Source organism: Bradyrhizobium sp. CCBAU 53415, from assembly GCF_028128735.1.
In the GTDB taxonomy this organism is placed as follows: Bacteria; Pseudomonadota; Alphaproteobacteria; order Rhizobiales; family Xanthobacteraceae; genus Bradyrhizobium.
Map to the genome: position 1 here is coordinate 846,695 of NZ_LBJF01000001.1, position 16,676 is coordinate 863,370.

General features: G+C 65.0%; 14 protein-coding genes. 10 read left to right on the plus strand and 4 right to left on the minus strand.

Translation table 11 applies throughout. The features are described 5' to 3' along the window. Position 1 precedes the first annotated feature (1 nt). Together XH87_RS03935 and XH87_RS03940 are read left to right on the plus strand one after the other, a co-directional pair. The gene (locus XH87_RS03935) at positions 2–769 is read left to right on the plus strand and encodes an ABC transporter ATP-binding protein (protein WP_271586234.1); all 768 of its coding nucleotides are present in this window, start codon (positions 2–4) and stop codon (positions 767–769) included. A 3-nt stretch (positions 770–772) separates the two neighbouring features. After that, on the plus strand, positions 773–1,876 hold the full coding sequence (locus XH87_RS03940; RefSeq protein ID WP_271586235.1) for an ABC-type transport auxiliary lipoprotein family protein: 1,104 nt from the start codon (positions 773–775) through the stop codon (positions 1,874–1,876). Between the two features lie 6 nt (positions 1,877–1,882). Here the strand turns inward: XH87_RS03940 and XH87_RS03945 are convergent, their stop codons facing one another. Then, a complete protein-coding gene (locus XH87_RS03945; protein WP_035704943.1) occupies positions 1,883–2,200 on the minus strand; it encodes a c-type cytochrome in 318 nt (105 codons plus the stop codon). 94 nt (positions 2,201–2,294) lie between these two features. Between XH87_RS03945 and XH87_RS03950 the strand changes: the two genes are divergently transcribed. Beyond that, positions 2,295–3,056, plus strand: a complete 762-nt coding sequence (locus XH87_RS03950; RefSeq protein ID WP_271586236.1) for a helix-turn-helix domain-containing protein — start codon at positions 2,295–2,297, stop codon at positions 3,054–3,056. A 500-nt stretch (positions 3,057–3,556) separates the two neighbouring features. After that, on the plus strand, positions 3,557–4,285 hold the full coding sequence (locus XH87_RS03955; RefSeq protein WP_158668453.1) for a Crp/Fnr family transcriptional regulator: 729 nt from the start codon (positions 3,557–3,559) through the stop codon (positions 4,283–4,285). Positions 4,286–4,295: 10 nt separating this feature from the next. On the opposite strand, the gene XH87_RS03960 is transcribed toward XH87_RS03955, so the two are convergent. Continuing rightward, positions 4,296–5,072, minus strand: a complete 777-nt coding sequence (locus XH87_RS03960) for a cyclase family protein (RefSeq protein WP_271586237.1) — start codon at positions 5,070–5,072, stop codon at positions 4,296–4,298. Positions 5,073–5,362: 290 nt separating this feature from the next. Here XH87_RS03960 and XH87_RS03965 point away from each other — a divergent pair, with 290 nt between their 5' ends. From XH87_RS03965 to XH87_RS03990, 6 genes are all read left to right on the plus strand, one after another. After that, positions 5,363–6,334 carry a TRAP transporter substrate-binding protein gene (locus tag XH87_RS03965; protein WP_035704937.1) on the plus strand — a complete coding sequence of 324 codons (972 nt, stop codon included), beginning with the start codon at positions 5,363–5,365 and terminating at the stop codon, positions 6,332–6,334. Positions 6,335–6,370: 36 nt separating this feature from the next. Continuing rightward, positions 6,371–6,922, plus strand: a complete 552-nt coding sequence (locus XH87_RS03970) for a TRAP transporter small permease (RefSeq protein ID WP_271586238.1) — start codon at positions 6,371–6,373, stop codon at positions 6,920–6,922. Further along, entirely contained in the window at positions 6,913–8,205 is a 1,293-nt protein-coding gene (locus XH87_RS03975; RefSeq protein WP_271586239.1) for a TRAP transporter large permease, read from the plus strand. Before XH87_RS03970 ends, XH87_RS03975 begins: the two co-directional genes overlap by 10 nt. Positions 8,206–8,227: 22 nt before the next feature. Next, positions 8,228–9,034 (plus strand): SDR family NAD(P)-dependent oxidoreductase, encoded by an 807-nt coding sequence (locus XH87_RS03980; RefSeq protein ID WP_271586240.1) that lies wholly within the window; start codon positions 8,228–8,230, stop codon positions 9,032–9,034. Between the two features lie 177 nt (positions 9,035–9,211). Then, a complete protein-coding gene (locus XH87_RS03985; protein WP_271586241.1) occupies positions 9,212–11,314 on the plus strand; it encodes a molybdopterin oxidoreductase family protein in 2,103 nt (700 codons plus the stop codon). 136 nt (positions 11,315–11,450) lie between these two features. Then, positions 11,451–12,233, plus strand: a complete 783-nt coding sequence (locus XH87_RS03990) for an enoyl-CoA hydratase/isomerase family protein (RefSeq protein ID WP_271586242.1) — start codon at positions 11,451–11,453, stop codon at positions 12,231–12,233. A gap of 988 nt (positions 12,234–13,221) precedes the next feature. On the opposite strand, the gene XH87_RS03995 is transcribed toward XH87_RS03990, so the two are convergent. Further along, positions 13,222–13,650: a GlcG/HbpS family heme-binding protein gene (locus XH87_RS03995; protein WP_035716630.1), complete on the minus strand. Its 429-nt coding sequence runs from the start codon at positions 13,648–13,650 to the stop codon at positions 13,222–13,224. Further along, positions 13,643–16,648: an FAD-binding and (Fe-S)-binding domain-containing protein gene (locus XH87_RS04000; RefSeq protein WP_271586243.1), complete on the minus strand. Its 3,006-nt coding sequence runs from the start codon at positions 16,646–16,648 to the stop codon at positions 13,643–13,645. Before XH87_RS04000 ends, XH87_RS03995 begins: the two co-directional genes overlap by 8 nt. Between the last annotated feature and the right edge of the window lie 28 nt (positions 16,649–16,676).

The window sequence follows — 16,676 nt, forward strand, 5'->3', positions numbered from 1 at the left end:
GATGGACCGACCGCAAGACGAGTTCGCGATTCGCGTCCGTGACCTCGTGGTCGGCTTCGGTCGTCAGACCGTGCTCGACCATCTGTCGCTCGACGTTCGCCGGGGCGAGATCCTCGGGCTGGTGGGGGCGTCCGGCGGCGGCAAGTCGGTGCTGATGCGGACCATCATCGGCCTCATCCCGCGCCGGAGCGGGACCATCGAGGTCATGGGGCAATCCGCCGGCGACCACGGTCGAGGCGCAGCGACGGCGTGGGGCATCCTGTTCCAGCAAGGCGCGCTGTTCTCCTCGCTGACGGTCCGCCAGAACGTCCAGTTTCCGCTCCGTGAAAATCTCGTCCTGTCGCAGGAACTGATGGACGAGATCGCGATCGCCAAGCTCGAAATGGTCGGCCTGCGCGCAGAGGACGCCGACAAGTATCCGGCGGAGCTGTCCGGCGGCATGACCAAGCGCGTGGCGCTGGCGCGTGCGCTGGCGCTCGATCCGCCGATCCTTTTCCTGGACGAGCCGACCTCGGGCCTCGATCCGATCGCCGCCGGCGATTTCGACGTGCTGATCAAGACGCTACAAAAGACCCTGGAGCTGACCGTGTTCATGGTGACCCATGACCTTGCGAGCCTGACCACGGTCTGCGACCGCGTCGCCGCGCTTGCCGACGGCAAGATCGTGGCGATCGGCCCGATGCGCGAATTGCTGCAATCCGAGCATCCCTGGGTGCGCGCCTATTTCCACGGCAAGCGCTCGCAGATGCTGCAACACGAGATGAGATGAGAGATGGAAACCCGCGCTCCCTACGTGCTGATCGGCAGTTTCGTGCTGGCCGCGATCCTCGCGGTGTTCGGCTTCGTCTATTGGCTCAACAACACCGGCGGCATCGGGCCGCGTACGAACTACCACGTGCAATTCCAAGGGCCGGTGCCCGGCCTGCTGGTCGGCGCCGGCGTGCTGTTCAACGGCATTCGCGTCGGCGAGGTGACCCAGCTCGGCCTTGCGCCGGACAACCCGCGCTTCGTCAATGCGACGATCTCGGTTGCCACTGCGACGCCGGTCCGTTCCGACACCAGGGTCGGCCTCGAATTCCAGGGCCTGACCGGCGTGCCGGTGGTGACGTTGGAGGGCGGCGTGATCGTCGCCAAATCCGGCGAGCCCCTGACCTTGATCGCGGAGGCCGGCGCCGGCCAGAGCATGACGCAGGCGGCGCGCGATGCGCTGCGGCGGGTCGACACGGTGCTTCAGGACAATTCCGGACCGCTGAAGGACACCATTGCGAATTTCAAGACCTTCTCCGACGGGCTCGCGCGCAACACCGGCAAGATCGACGGCATTCTGGCGGGCCTCGAGAAGATGACCGGCGGCGGCGCGCCCGCGCAGAAGATCACCTACGATCTGCGCACGCCGCAGAATCTCGGGCCGGCCGGCAAGGCGCTGTCCGGGTCGCTGGCGATTCCCGAGCCGACCGCAGTCGCAATGCTGCAGACCCAGCGCATGCTGTTCGCGCCCGCCGGGGACAGGCCGGGCTTTGCGGATTTCCTCTGGGCTGACAGCATTCCGAAACTGGTGCAGGCGCGCCTGATCGACAGCTTCGAGAACTACGACATCGCTCACGCGCCGCTGCGCACGACCGACCTCGGGCAGACGGATTACCAGCTCCTGATCGATATCAGACGCTTTCGGATCGCTACGGAGGGAGAGGCGCGAGCCGAGATCGCACTGTCGGCGCGGATCGTCGACAAGAACGGCAAGGTGGTGGCCTCGCGCCTGATCGAGACCAGCGAAAAGCTCGACAAGGTCGAACCGGCCGCTTCAGTCGCCGCCTTCGATGCGGCCTTCGCGCGCATCGCGAAGGAGCTGATCGGGTGGACCGTGCAGGCGGTCTGAGGCCGACTATTCCAGCGTCTTCAGGTAGGACAGGAGGTCGTGGATCTGGTCCGGACTGAGCTCGAAGACCGGCATGTCGGCATGGCCGGTGTAGATTCCCTCGGCCAGCGCCTCGCCGAGGCTGTCGATCGGATAGCGCCGATGCAGGGTCCGCAGCGGAGGCGCGATCTCGAGCGGACTTTTGGAGACGCGGTCGATCGCGTGACAGCGTGCGCAATTGACTCGGGCAAAGGTCCTGCCGCGTTGTTCGGCGGTCGGCGCCGCCAGCGCAGGCGTGATCAGAAGCAGCCCAATCAGGCCGTGACGCAGTGCGCTTTGCAGCATGAAAAGTGATCCCGTCGAACTCTAAAGGCAGAATAAGACGGGGATGCCACTCAAATTTGATCTGAGTCAATCGGCTTTGGCGCGATGCAGTAAAATGCAGCCGCGCGGTGGACTCGGTCTGGTGTCCGGGGCAGCCGGCGCGAGGAGCGCTTCCGTGGTCGCAATTGAGCCGAACGGGAATTTCTGTAGCGATTGTGCCGTACGCGGAGCGGCGGTCTGTTCGTCGCTGGATGCGGCCGAGCTCAGGGAATTCGAGCATCTCGGCCGCCGCGTCCATTTTGGCTCGGGCGAGACCGTGTTTTCCGAGGAGGACATCACGACCTCGTTCTACAACGTCATCGAGGGCGTCATGCGGCTGTACAAGCTGCTGCCGGACGGCCGGCGGCAGATCGTCGGCTTCGCCTTGCCTGGTGACTTCCTGGGGATGAATCTATCCGGCCGGCACAACTTTTCGGCCGATGCAATCGGCGCGGTGACCGTGTGCCAATTCGCAAAAGCGCCCTTCAACCGCTTCATCGAGGACCGGCCACAACTGCTCAGGCGGATCAATGAGCTGGCCATTCGCGAGTTGAGTCAGGCTCGCGACCATATGGTCCTGCTCGGCCGACGCTCGGCGGACGAGAAGGTGGCGACTTTTCTGCTCGGCTGGCGTGAGCGGCTGGTCGCGCTCAAGGGTCTCTCCGACACGGTGCCGCTTCCGATGAGCCGTCAGGACACCGCCGACTATCTCGGTCTGACCATCGAGACCGTCAGTCGCACCTTCACCAAGCTGGAGCGTCAGGGTGTGATCCAGATCATTCACGGCGGTATCAGCCTGCTTGATCCGGCTCGCGTCGAGGCGATGGCTGCAGCCTGACATCCTGTCCACAACGCCTCTCGAATTCTTGATCTCGATCAATGACGTCAGTCGTGCGCCGCAAATAATGCCCTCAACAATCTGGGAGGAGCATGATGCCCGTTGACGCGTTGCTGGTGACCATTGTTGTCGTCGCGATCTTCGTCGGATTCGCTACGGCTCTGGCTTGGGCAGACCGGCAAACCAGTGCGGGCCGGCTCGATCCGGATTCCAGACACTAGAGCCCCTCAGATCTCAATCCGCTTCTGGCGCCAACGGCCGACGTTCGCCCGGCCGGCGCTGGCCGTCGGCAGCGCCTCAACGCAATCGGCGCTTGCGTTGCCTGCAACTCTGCATGGACCGAGGTGCATCGTCGCATCCTTCGGATGCGAATTTCCGGCGTCTGCCGCGGTCTTCTCGCGGCATTTGCCTCAAACCGCGAGCGTGCTTTCCGGTTGAAAACCCTGGTAACGTCGACTACGCAGGAAGCAAGAGCCTCGTAGTCTTAGGAGCCCCGCGGCGTGCCTCAGGACAAGACCGGCGATCCCCGACAGTCGGTGGGCAACAAACTATCGGTCCTGCGCAAGCACCCGATCTTCGCGGATCTGGAGCCGGAGGCGCTCGATCAGCTCTGCCGCTACGCCAAGCACACCACCGTCAAGCGCGGCGCGACGATCGCCGCGAAGGGCGATCCCGGCAACAATTTGTTCGCGGTGATTTCGGGGACAGTGAAGATTTCCTCCTCGTCGCCGGACGGGCGGAACGCCATTCTCAATCTGATCGGTCCCGGCGAAATCTTCGGCGAGATCGCGGTGCTCGACGGCGCTCCCAGATCGGCGGATGCGACCGCCAACACCAATTGCGAGCTCTACGTCATTGATCGCCGGGACTTCCTGCCGTTCGTGAAGAGCCAGCCGGCGCTGGCGATGAAATTCATCGAGCTGCTCTGCGCGCGTCTGCGCTGGACCAGTCAGCAGGTCGAGCAGGTGATCCTCCAGAATCTGCCGGGCCGGCTCGCGAGTGCGCTTCTCGGTCTCACCGAAGAGCGCAAGCTCGATTCCGGCAGCGGCACGCTCGCCATCACGCAGCAGGAGATCAGCGAAATGGTGGGGATGACGCGCGAGAGCATCAATAAGCAGTTGCGCGCCTGGGCCGGCCGTAGCTGGGTTCGCCTCGAACACGGCGCCATCGTCGTGCTGGATACGGACGCGCTGCGCGAGCTCGCCGAGAGCGGCCTCGACGGCAACTGATGCCCCCGACCTAGTTGTCGATGATGGCGACCGCGCGGGTCCAGCCCGCGGACGCGCGCTCGATCTTCACCGGAAAGCACGAGATCGTGAATCCGGTTGAAGGCAGCTGGTCGAGATTGTGCAGCTTCTCGAGATGGCAATAGCCGATGTGCCGTCCCGCCTTGTGGCCCTCCCAGATCAGGCCGGCATCTCTTGTTTCGGCATATTTCTTCGCGGTGTAGACGAACGGCGCGTCCCAGCTCCAGCCGTCGGTGCCGGTCAGCCGCACGCCGCGTTCGAGCAGGTACATGGTGGCTTCATAGCCCATGCCGCAGCCGGAATTGACGTAGTCGGCCCTGCCGAACCTTGCGCCGGCGCTGGTGTTGACGACGACGATCTCCAGCGGCGACAGCGTGTGTCCGATGCGCTTCAGCTCCTTCTCGACGTCGTCCGCACTTGCCACGTAGCCGTCGGGCAGATGCCGGAAGTCGAGCTTCACGGCGGGCTGAAAGCACCATTCGAGCGGCACCTCGTCGATCGTCCATGACCTTTCGCCGCGGTTCATGGTCGGATGGAAGTGCCAGGGCGCATCGAGATGCGTGCCGTTGTGGGTCGACAGCGAGACCTGTTCGACGGCCCAGCCCTGGCCGTCCGGCAGATCCTGCGCCTTGAGGCCGTCGAAGAATTGCAGCATGCGCGGCAGGCCCTGCTGGTGATCGATATACTGGATCGTCGGGTGATTGCCGGGCGGATCGGCCGTCACGTCGTTTGCGAGCGGCACGGAGATATCGATCAGCTTCCGCGGCATGGGCATTCCCTCAAGATTTGTCCGGAGCATCTGGCATCTTGAGGGGCCTCCATCGGTAGCGTCAAGTCACGTGGCGGCGACGTCAACCTGGCCTGTCGTCCTCCATGAACTGCGCCCGATCGATCGATGCAACTCGTGCATTGATCGATGCCGGATTTGGCTTGGACAGAGATTGCCGCCCGCCCTAGGGACGACATTGGAGCTTGACTTCACACTCGAAGCGGAGCGACCCCAAGGCGGCCCAAGCATCCGCCCGACAACGACATAATCAATCCAGGAGGAAAGCCCAGATGAAGATATTCACCGGTATCGTCACAGCCGTTGCATTGGCGGTCTCGGCGCCCCTGGCGACCGCACGCGACTTCCGTTCCGCCGACGTCCACCCCGCGGACTACCCGACCGTCGAGGCCGTCAAGTTCATGGGCAAGCAGCTCGCAGCGGCGAGCGGCGGCAAGCTCGGCGTGAAGGTGTTTCCGAATGGCGCCCTGGGCTCGGAGAAGGACACGATCGAGCAACTCAAGATCGGCGCGCTCGACATGATGCGGATCAACGCGTCGCCGCTCAACAACTTCGTGCCGGAAACCATCGCGTTGTGCCTGCCCTTCGTCTTCCGCGACACCCAGCACATGCGCACCGTCCTCGACGGGCCGATCGGCGACGAGATTCTGGCGGCGATGGAGCCCGCTGGCCTGGTCGGTCTCGCCTATTACGACAGCGGCGCCCGGTCCATTTACACCGTGAAGGCGCCGGTCAAGTCGCTCGCGGATCTGAAGGGCCTGAAGATTCGCGTCCAGCAGTCCGATCTGTGGGTCGGCATGATCCAGAGCCTCGGGGCCAACCCGACGCCGATGCCCTATGGCGAGGTCTATACCGCTCTCAAGACCGGCCTTGTCGACGCGGCCGAGAACAACTGGCCGTCCTACGAGTCGTCCCGTCATTTCGAAGCGGCCAAGTTCTACAACATCACCGAGCATTCCCTGGCGCCCGAAGTCCTCGTGATGTCCAAGAAGGTCTGGGACACGCTGAGCAAGGAGGACCAGGCGATGATCCGGAAGGCAGCGAAGGAATCGGTGCCCGTCATGCGCAAGCTCTGGGACGAGCGTGAGCAGGCCTCCCGCAAGACCGTCGAGGCCGCCGGCGTTCAGGTCGTCACGATCGCGAACAAGGCGGAATTCGTCGATGCGATGAAGCCGGTGTACCAGAAGTTCGCCGGCGACGAGAAGCTGCGGAGCCTCGTCAAGCGCATCCAGGACACGAAGTAGACACAGTGGCGCCGGATCCCCGTAAGGAGGCGCGGGATGACAGACCCACACGTCGCAAGCCATGAGCAGGGCGCCGTAGCGGCACGCCCGTCTACCGGCCTGCTGTCGCGGATCAATGCACCTGTTGCGCGCGTGGGCATGTATCTGTCCGTGGCCGGACTGCTCGTCATCGTCGCCATCGTATTCTACCAGGTGTTCGGACGTTACGTGCTCAACTCCAGCCCGACCTGGACGGAGAACCTGGCGCTGGTCCTGATCCTCTACGTCACGCTGATCGGCGCCGCCGTCGGCGTGCGCGATGCCGGGCACATCGGCATGGACAGCCTGCTGGTCATGCTTCCGGACCACGTGCGGGAGAAGGTCGAGATCGCGATCCATGTTCTGGTCGCAGTGTTTGGCATTGCGATGGCCTATAACGGATGGATTCTCGGCGCATCGGTCGGCACCGTGAGGATCCCAAATCTCGGCCTGCCTGAAGTCATCCGCTACGTGCCGCTGATCGCCTCCGGCGTCCTGATCGTCTCCTTTTCCATCGAGCACATCATGGCTCTGCTGCGCGGCGAAGAGGTCGTCCCCTCATGGAACTGATCATCCTCGGCGCCACGTTCTTCGGATTCCTCATTCTTGGCGTCCCCGTTGCCTTCGCGATCGGCCTGTCGGCGATCTGCACCATTCTCTATGAAGGCCTGCCGGTCGCCGTCATCTTCCAGCAGATGATGTCGGGGATGAACATCTTCTCCTTCCTCGCCATTCCGTTCTTCGTCTTCAGCGGCGAGCTGATGCTGCATGGCGGGGTCGCCGACAAGATCGTGCAGCTGGCCAAGAATCTCGTCGGACACATCCGAGGCGGGCTCGGCATGTCGAACGTGGTCGCCTGCACGCTGTTCGGCGGGGTCTCCGGCTCGCCCGTGGCCGACGTGTCGGCGATGGGCGCGGTGATGATCCCGATGATGAAAAAGGAAGGGTTCGACACCGACTACGCCGTCAACGTCACCACCCATGCCTCGCTGGTCGGAGCCTTGATGCCGACCAGCCACAACATGATCATTTATGCGCTCGCCGCCGGCGGCAAGGTGTCGATCGGCGCGCTGATCGCCGCCGGGCTCCTGCCGGCGATCGTGCTGATGGTGTGCATGCTGGTCGCCGCCTACGCGGTCGCGGTGAAGCGCGGCTATCCGGCGGGCAGGTTTCCGGGCTGGGCCGAGGTCTTCCGCTCGCTCGCGGCCGCGCTGCCGGGTCTTCTGATCGTCGGCATCATCCTGGCGGGCATCCTGTCCGGCGTCTTCACGGCAACCGAATCCGCCGCCGTCGCGGTCACCTACACGATCCTGCTGACCTTCCTGATCTACCGCACCATGACCTTGCCGAACTTCCTGCGAGCCGCAGCGAAGGCGGTGAAGACGACGGGCGTGGTGCTGCTGCTGATCGGCGTCTCCACCATGTTCCAATATTTGATGGGACTTTACGAGGTTGCCGACCTCGCCGGCGAAATGATGAGCAAGGTGTCGACGCAGCCCTGGGTCGTCTTCCTGCTCATCAACATCATCCTGTTCGTGCTCGGCACGTTCATGGACATGGCGGCGACGATCCTGATCTGCACGCCGATCTTCCTGCCGATTGCGATGAAGGCGGGCATGGATCCGGTGCAGTTCGGCATGCTGATGCTGATCAACTGTGCCTTGGGGCTGAACACGCCGCCGGTCGGAACGACGCAGTTCGTGGGCTGCGCCATCGGCGGCATCTCGGTGGGCGCGGTCATGCGCACCATCCTGCCGTTCTACGCCGCACTGATCGCAGCACTGATGTTCGTGACCTACGTCCCTGCATTCTCGCTGTGGCTGCCGCGCCTCTTGATGGGCTACAAGGGCTAGCAGTACCAGGGAGACGCTATCAGTGACGGACTATCGCAAGCTCTTCGATCTCACCGGCAAGACCGCAGTCGTCCTCGGCGCCGCCTCGGGTATCGGCAAATCGTCGGCCGAGGCGCTGGCCGGACTCGGCGCCCGCGTCGTTTGCGCCGATCGCGCGCTTGACGCCGCGGAGGCGACCGTCGCCGGTATTCGCGAGAAGGGCGGCTGGGCGGAAGCATCCGGGTGCGATGCCGCCAGCGCTGCGGACGTCAACGCGCTGGCCAAGACCGTGATGCAGAAGTTTCCGCGGCTCGACATTGCCGTGACGACGCCCGGGCTCAACATCCGCAAGACCATCCTCGACTATACCGAGGAGGATCTCGATCGCGTTCTCAACCTCAACGTCAAGGGCACGGTCTGGTTCTTCCAGGCCTTTGGCCGCATCATGGTCGCGCAGAAGGGCGGCAGCATCATCGCCTGTTCCTCGGTGCGCGCTGTCACCATCGAGCCGGGCCTCGGCGTCTACGGCTCGACCAAAGCGGCGATCGGCCTCTTGGTGAAGGGCTTTGCCTCCGAGGTCGGCCACGCAGGCGTGCGCGTCAACGCGATTGCGCCGAGCATCGCGGAGACCGCGCTCACCGGTCCGTTCAAGCAGCGCCCCGACATCTACAATCTCTACGCCGGTCACACCGTGTTCAACCGCTGGAGCAGTGCCGACGAGGTCGCCACCGCGGTCGCCTATCTCGCCTCGGACGCAGCGAGCTATGTCAGCGGCAGCACGCTGTTCGTCGACGGCGGCTGGACCGCGGTCGACGGCCCGCCGACCGGTCTCACCCAATTGCACAAATAGGGCAGGGCGCGGCTCGTTCGGGGGTGCGCCAGCGCGCAATGGTCGCTCTTTGGCCAGAGCGAGCCGTCTTCGCAGTCGCAACAGGAACCGGCGGCGCGTGCGCCTTGAGCAAATCGCATGGGACTTGCCGGAGAAATGCGCTCGGCTGGCCGGTATTTTGGTGTTACGAACTGGGACATGAACCAGCACGCCAAGATCGACACCAAGATCGAAATCCGCCATTCGACCTGTCCGCACGATTGCCCGTCGGCCTGTGCCCTCGATGTCGAGGTGATCGAAGGCCGCAGCATCGGCCGCGTCCGCGGTTCGAAGCAGCAGACCTATACGGCCGGCGTGGTCTGCGCCAAGGTCGCCCGCTACGCCGAGCGCATCCATCACCCCGAACGGCTGATGTATCCGATGCGCCGCATTGGGCCAAAGGGCTCCGGCCGGTTCGCGCGGATCTCCTGGGACGAGGCGCTGGATGAGATCGCGCACCGCTTCAACGAGGCCGAGCGCGAGTTCGGCGCGGAATCGATCTGGCCCTATTACTACGCCGGCACGATGGGCCTCGTGATGCGCGACGGTCTCAATCGCCTCACCCATGTGAAGAAGTATTCGCGCTTCTATCAGACCATCTGTGCCAATGTTGCGCGCATCGGCTTTGCGATCGGTACCGGCAAGATCGCCGGCGTCGATCCGCGGGAGATGGCGCTGTCCGACCTCGTCGTGATCTGGGGCACCAATCCCGTCAACACCCAGGTCAACGTGATGACCCACGCCGCGCGTGCCCGCAAGGAGCGGGGCGCGAAGATCGCCGCGGTCGACATCTACGACAACGAGACCATGAAGCAGGCTGACATCAAGATCATCCTGCGCCCCGGCACGGACGGCGCTTTCGCCTGCGGCGTCATGCACATGCTGTTCCGCGACGGCTACGCCGACCGCGCCTATATGGACAAATACACCGACTGCCCGGCGGAGCTCGAGACGCACCTGAAGACGCGCACGCCGCAATGGGCGTCGGACATTTGCGGCGTGCCGGTGGCGGAGATCGAGGCCTTTGCCAAGGCCGTCGGCGAGACCAGGCGGACCTTCTTCCGGCTCGGCTACGGCTTCACCCGCTCGCGCAACGGCGCGACGCAGATGCATGCCGCGACCTGCATTCCCGCGGTGACGGGCGCCTGGCAATATGAAGGCGGCGGCGCCTTCTTCAACAATTACGCGCTTTGGCACTTCAACGAATCCATCATCGAGGGCCACGACGCCATCGACAAGTCGACGCGCGCGCTCGACCAGTCGCAGATCGGCCGCATCCTCACCGGCGATGCCGAAGCTCTGCTGGGCAAGGGCCCGGTCAAGGCGATGCTGATCCAGAACACCAACCCGATGACGGTGGCGCCGGAGCAGGCGCTGGTCGCCCGCGGCTTTGCGCGTGAGGATCTGTTCGTCGCCGTGCACGAGCAGTTCATGACCGAGACGGCTGAGATGGCCGACATCGTGCTGCCGGCGACCATGTTCATGGAGCATGACGATCTCTATTACGGCGGCGGCCATCAGCACATCTCGGTCGGGCCGAAGCTGATCGATCCGCCCGGCGAATGCCGCTCCAACCACGAGGTGTTGCAGGCGCTGGCGCCGCGGCTCGGCGCCAAGCATCCGGGTTTCGAGATGACGCCGCGCGAATTGATCGACGCGACCTTGAGGCTCAGCAATCATGGCGACATCGTCGGTCTCGAAGCCGATCTCTGGCGCGACCTGCAGCCGGATTTCCGCACCTCGCATTATCTCGACGGGTTCGCCCATGCCGACGGGAAATTCCACTTCAGGGCAGACTGGGCGCATCCGCCGTTCGGCCAGACGATGGGCGATTTCGACAAGATGCCTGATCTGCCGGATCATTGGGCGGTGATCGAGCAGGCCGAACAGGCCCATCCGTTCCGGCTCGCGACCAGTCCGTCGCGCAGCTTCCTCAACACCACCTTCAACGAGACGCCCTCCTCGCAGGCGCGCGAGGGCAGGGCGAGTGTGATGATCCATCCGCTCGACGCGGCCGCGCTCGACATCGCCGATGGCGATGCGGTGACGCTGGGCAACAGCCGCGGCGAGACCACGCTGGTCGCAACGCTGTTCGAGGGTGTGCGGCGCGGCGTGCTGATCGCGGAGTCCGTTCACCCGAACAAGAACCATATCGGCGGCCACGGCATCAACACGCTGACGGGCGCCGACACCATTGCGCCGATCGGCGGGGCCGCGTTCCACGACAACAAGGTGTGGATCAAGAAAGCGGTTGCGGCTTGAGGCGCGCCGCCGCCTCGATCGCCCTGCAGATTGTGTCGAGACGCTAAAGCGGCAGCCTCGCTGCAGATTGCCCTTGCACCTCATGTCCGAGCTGCCGCAAATGGCAGCAAACGGGAGCCAAGGAAGCGAGCGTGCCATGACCGACACCACAGCCGTCATCACTGAGAAGCGCGGGCAGGCGTTCTGGATCACCATCAACCGGCCGGAAAAGCGCAACGCGCTGAACGGCGAGGTCATCGCCGGCATCAGCAAAGGCTATCGCGACGCGCATGACGACAAGGACGTCCGAATCATCGTGCTGACGGGCGCGGGCGACAAGGCGTTCTGCGCCGGCGCCGACCTGCAGAATTCCGGCGCAGCCTTCGCAATGGATCATTCCAAGCCAAATGTCGATTATGCCGATCTGCTGCGCTTGTCGCAGAACGCGACCAAGCCGGCGATCGCGCGCGTTGGTGGCGTCTGCATGGCCGGCGGCATGGGCCTCTTGTGCATGACCGACATGGCGGTCGCCGCCGATCACGTCATCTTCGGCCTGCCTGAAGTGAAGGTCGGCGTGTTCCCGATGCAGGTGCTGAGCCTGCTGCAAAGCATCGCGCCGCCGCGGCTCGTCAACGAATGGGCGCTCACTGGCGAGCCGTTCGACGCCAGGGCGGCGCAGGCGGCCGGCCTGCTCAACTACGTCGTGCCCGCGGCCGATCTCGATGCCAAGGTCGACTGGCTGATCGGCCGCATCGTCGACAAGTCGCCGACCGCGATCCGGCGCGGCAAGTACGCCATGCGCGCTATCGCCTCGATGTCGTTCGACGAGAGCATCGCCTACACCGAAAGCCAGATCGCGCTGCTGGCGATGACCGAAGACGCCAAGGAGGGTCTGAAGGCGTTCAGCGAGAAGCGCAAGCCGGTCTGGACGGGGAGGTGAGAGGAATAAATTGGTGCTCGCAGCAATGATGGAGGGAGGTGACGGTGCCGCTTTCTCTCTCGTGTCCCGGACGCGCTGCAACGCTCTTGCGTTGCTGCGCAGAGCCGGGACCCAGGAGGCGGCAAAGTAGACGGCGAGATGGGCCCCGGCTCTGCAGCGCACCGCCGAAGCGGCGCTGCACTGCGTCCGGGGCGCAAGAGTGTTTTCCACCAATCCCGATTCACATCTCAAACAGCGGCCACACCTTCACGGCCTCGCGGCGTATTCCGCCCGAGCTCTGCTCTCTTCATCACCCCCTCTTCGAAGAAAGGGCGCAGGGAAGGCCGGGTGCCGGCTGGCACCCGCAAGACTCCCGTGCAAGAATGATGCACACGCAACGCACAGGAGCGATACAGGGCAGCCCAACATCCGGCCTTCCCTGCGCAGTGTTTTGACGGCTTATACGCGCTCTCCCCGGAGACGAATGTCCTTCTTGCCTCCGTCACCTCTGCGACATTCACGGACGCCGCTCCGGTTGGAGCGACATTGCCTTCGCAAAGGCTTGACCGTAGCAACGACGGCCAGAACCACGCGCTTTCGCCGTACGCCTTCGGCGCCATCCGTCGTGTGCGGCCGGTCGCGCGCTCACGGGGGTATCCCGCCCTGCACGCCACATTCCGCATCGACGCCGCTCGCGTCCACCGCAGCCTGATCCGCGGTTCGTGACGACGTACGACCGCCCCTTTCGTGGATCAGGATGGCGGCATGATGCGGGAAATCGTAAATTCTGTAAAGACGAATATTTCCGCGAGCGGCGGTTGACCGAGGACTAGCGTGTTTTGCCCGTCGGGCGGCGCAAGAGCTTGTAGGTGGCGTGGGAGCGTAGGGTGGGTTAGCGTCAGCGTAACCCACCACTTTCGCGTCCGTGGAGGCAGAAGAGGTGGGTTACGCCCTGCGACCGCGCTTTGCGGGTCCGCAAGGCTAACCCACCCTACGGCATCACGGCGTCTCAGCCCGCGTTGGCCTTCAGCCCCGCCGCCTGGATGCCGGCGACCGCACAGGCTTCGTCATTGTCCGAGGTGTCGCCGGAGACGCCGACCGCACCGAGCAGCGTCGCGCCGTCCATGATCAGCACGCCGCCGGGGACCGGCACCAGCGCGCCTTTTGCGATCGTGTTCACGGCGTCGATGAAATAGGCCTGCTCCTGCGCGCGCTGGAACAGGGCGCGCGAGCCCATGCCCATCGCGAGGGCGCCATAGGCCTTGCCGTGCGCGATCTCGGCGCGCATCAGGCTGGTGCCGTCCTGCGCGGCGGCGAGCTTGAGCACGCCGCGCGCGTCCAGGATGGTGACGACCAGCGGCTTCAGCTTCAGCTCGCCGGCCTTCGCGAAGGCGGCGTCGAGGATCTTGCGGGCAACGTCGAGAGTCAGTTCAGCCATGGCTGGGTTCCTTTGCAACGGGAGTGGAGTTGGTTTCAGCGCGATCGAGGCTCATCGCCAGCACGCGCGCGACGTGAAGCGCCTCGCGTTGCGCCCCGTCGTGGATCTGGTGCCGGCAGGAGGTGCCGTCGGCGACGACAAGCGTATCCTGGTCCTCGCGCCGCACGGCGGGCAGCAGCGACAGCTCGGCCATCTCGATCGAGGCGTCATAGGTGTCCGCTCCATAACCGAACGCGCCGGCCATGCCGCAGCAGCTCGATTCGATGGTCTCGACCGCGAGGCCCGGGACGAGCCGCAGCACCTGCTCGACCGGCTTGAAGGCGCCGAAGGACTTTTGGTGGCAGTGGCCATGCACCACGGCTTTGTCGGCAACGCTGCCGAGCGGCAGTTGCAGCCGGCCGGCTTCCGCTTCGCGCACCAGAAATTCCTCGAAGGTCAGCGCGTGCGCGCCGACCGCCCTGGCGTCGTCGTCCTTGCGCAGCGATGAAAGTTCGTCGCGCAGCGTCAGCAGGCAGCTCGGCTCGAGGCCGATGATCGGCACGCCGCGCGCGGCGAACGGGGCGAAGGCAGCCACCAGCCGGTCGAGCTCGGTCCTCGCCTCATCAACGAGGCCGGCGGAGAGGAAGGTGCGGCCGCAGCAGAGCGGGCGGCTGCCGCTCGCGGGCTTCGGCAGATGCACGCGATAGCCGCCGGCCGCGAGCACGCGCAGCGCGGCCTCGAGGTTCTCGCGCTCATAGATGCGATTGAAGGTATCAGTGAACAACACGACCTCGCGGCCGCTCTCCGGGCCGACGCTGGCGGCCGGCGGCACGAACACGTCGCGGCGGAAGGCGGGAAGGGCGCGGCGCGCGCTGATGCCGGCGAAGCGCTCGAACAGCTTTCGCAGAAACGGGCTGCGGTTGCGCAAATTCGCCAGCGGCGCGAGGCGTGAGGCGAGGCCGGCGTAGCGCGGGAGGTAGCCGACCAGCCGGTCACGCAATGTCAGGCCGTGGGTGGCGGCGCGCGCGGCCAGAACCTCGATCTTCATCCTGGCCATGTCGACACCGGTCGGGCATTCGTGGCGGCAGGCCTTGCAGGAGACGCAGAGTTTCAAGGTCTCCATCATCTCGTCCGAAGAAAGCGCATCGGGGCCGAGCTGGCCGGAGATCGCGAGGCGCAAGGTGTTGGCACGGCCTCGCGTGACATCCTTCTCGTTGCGCGTGGCGCGGTAGGACGGGCACATCACGCCGCCTTCGAGCTTGCGGCAGGCGCCGTTGTTGTTGCACATCTCGACCGCGCCCTGGAAGCCGCCGCCGGCACCGGGATAAGCCGACCAGTCGAGCCTGGTCTTCAGCTCGCCGACGCGATAGTCGGGCCGGTAGCGGAACAGCGAGCGGTCGTCCATCCTCGGCGCGTCGACGATCTTGCCGGGATTGAGCACGCCGTCGGGATCGAAGCGCTGCTTGACTTCCTTGAAGTCGGCGACGAGACGCGCGCCGAACATGCTCTCGTGGAATTCCGAGCGCACCAGGCCGTCGCCATGCTCGCCGGAATGCGAGCCCTTGTATTCGCGCACCAGCGCAAAGGCTTCCTCGGCGATGGCGCGCATCGCCTTGACGTCCTTCTCCAGCTTCAGGTTCAGGACGGGCCGCACGTGCAGGCAGCCCTCGGAGGCATGCGCATACATGGTGCCGCTGGTGCCGTGCCTGGCGAACACTTCGTTCAGCCGCGCGGTGTAGTCGGCGAGGTGCGGCAGCGGTACGGCGCAATCCTCGACGAAGGAGACCGGCTTGCCCTCCTGCTTCATCGACATCATGACGTTGAGACCGGCGGCGCGGAAATCGGCGATGCCGCCCTGCAGCGCCGGCTCGGTGATCTCGACGACGCCGCCCCATTTGCGCGTGTCGTTGCTCCAGCCGAAGCCGAGATCGCCCATCAGCTCGCCGAGCTGCTTGAGACGCAACAGATTGTCCGCCTGGTCTTCTTCAGCGAATTCGACCACCAGCACGGCATCCGGATCGCCTTTGATCGCTGCGGAGATGACGGGTGCGAACATCGCGATGTCGCGGCCGAGCGCGATCATGGTGCGGTCGACCAGCTCGACCGCGATCGGCTTGAGTTTCACCAGATGCTGGGCCGCGTCCATCGCCTCGTAGAAGCTGCCGAAATGGCAGACCCCAAGCGCCTTGTTGCGGATCACAGGCCACAGCTTCAGCTCGACCTTGGTGGTGAAGGCCAGCGTGCCTTCCGAGCCGACCAGGAGATGCGCCATGTTGTTCGGCGCATTGCGGGGCACCAGCGCATCGAGATTGTAGCCGCCGACCCGGCGCTGCACCTTTGGAAAGCGCGCCGCGATTTCGTCGGCCTCGCGCGCACCGAGATCGAGCATGTCGCGGAACAGGGCGCGGGTGCCGTCGCCGGCTTTGAGATCGGACAGGTCGCGCGAGACCTCGCCGAAGCGGCTGAGCGTGCCGTCCGCGAGCGCGGCCTCCATCGACAGCGTGTTGTCGCGCATGGTGCCGTAGCGCAGGCTGCGGCCGCCGCAGGAATTGTTGCCGGCCATGCCGCCGATGGTGGCGCGCGAGGCCGTGGAGACGTCGACCGGAAACCACAGGCCGTGCTTCTTCAGCTGGCGGTTGAGGTCGTCGAGCACGATGCCGGGCTCGACCACGCAGGTGCGGCCTTCGACGTCGAGCGACAGGATTCGGTTGAGATGCCTGGAGAGATCGATCACCAGGCCGTCATTGACGGTCTGGCCGCATTGTGAGGTGCCGCCGCCGCGCGGGGTGACCTTCAGCCCCTCGTCGCGGGCGATCGCCAGTGCCCGCAGCGCCTCGTCCATGCTGCGCGGCACCACCACGCCGGCCGGCACGATCTGGTAGAACGAGGCGTCGGTGGCATAGCGGGCGCGGCTGAAGCGGTCGAACAGGACGTCGCCGGTGATCTCCCGGGCCAGACGCGCGGCAAGACCGTCCTTTTGAACCGATTCCGGTGATTTTCCAGCCACTTCCGCCGCCATGGTCCGCTCTCGCCTGTTCGCCGGCACC

Bases quoted from the DNA above. Each gene is read 5' to 3' on its own strand.
- XH87_RS03975 (WP_271586239.1), top strand. From the start codon at position 6,913: ATGGAACTGATCATCCTCGGCGCCACGTTCTTCGGATTCCTCATTCTT.
- XH87_RS03995 (WP_035716630.1), bottom strand. From the start codon at position 13,650: ATGGCTGAACTGACTCTCGACGTTGCCCGCAAGATCCTCGACGCCGCC.
- XH87_RS03970 (WP_271586238.1), top strand. From the start codon at position 6,371: ATGACAGACCCACACGTCGCAAGCCATGAGCAGGGCGCCGTAGCGGCA.
- XH87_RS03960 (WP_271586237.1), bottom strand. From the start codon at position 5,072: ATGCCGCGGAAGCTGATCGATATCTCCGTGCCGCTCGCAAACGACGTG.
- XH87_RS03985 (WP_271586241.1), top strand. From the start codon at position 9,212: ATGAACCAGCACGCCAAGATCGACACCAAGATCGAAATCCGCCATTCG.
- XH87_RS03990 (WP_271586242.1), top strand. From the start codon at position 11,451: ATGACCGACACCACAGCCGTCATCACTGAGAAGCGCGGGCAGGCGTTC.
- XH87_RS03945 (WP_035704943.1), bottom strand. From the start codon at position 2,200: ATGCTGCAAAGCGCACTGCGTCACGGCCTGATTGGGCTGCTTCTGATC.
- XH87_RS03965 (WP_035704937.1), top strand. From the start codon at position 5,363: ATGAAGATATTCACCGGTATCGTCACAGCCGTTGCATTGGCGGTCTCG.
- XH87_RS03950 (WP_271586236.1), top strand. From the start codon at position 2,295: ATGCAGCCGCGCGGTGGACTCGGTCTGGTGTCCGGGGCAGCCGGCGCG.
- XH87_RS03935 (WP_271586234.1), top strand. From the start codon at position 2: ATGGACCGACCGCAAGACGAGTTCGCGATTCGCGTCCGTGACCTCGTG.
- XH87_RS03940 (WP_271586235.1), top strand. From the start codon at position 773: ATGGAAACCCGCGCTCCCTACGTGCTGATCGGCAGTTTCGTGCTGGCC.
- XH87_RS04000 (WP_271586243.1), bottom strand. From the start codon at position 16,648: ATGGCGGCGGAAGTGGCTGGAAAATCACCGGAATCGGTTCAAAAGGAC.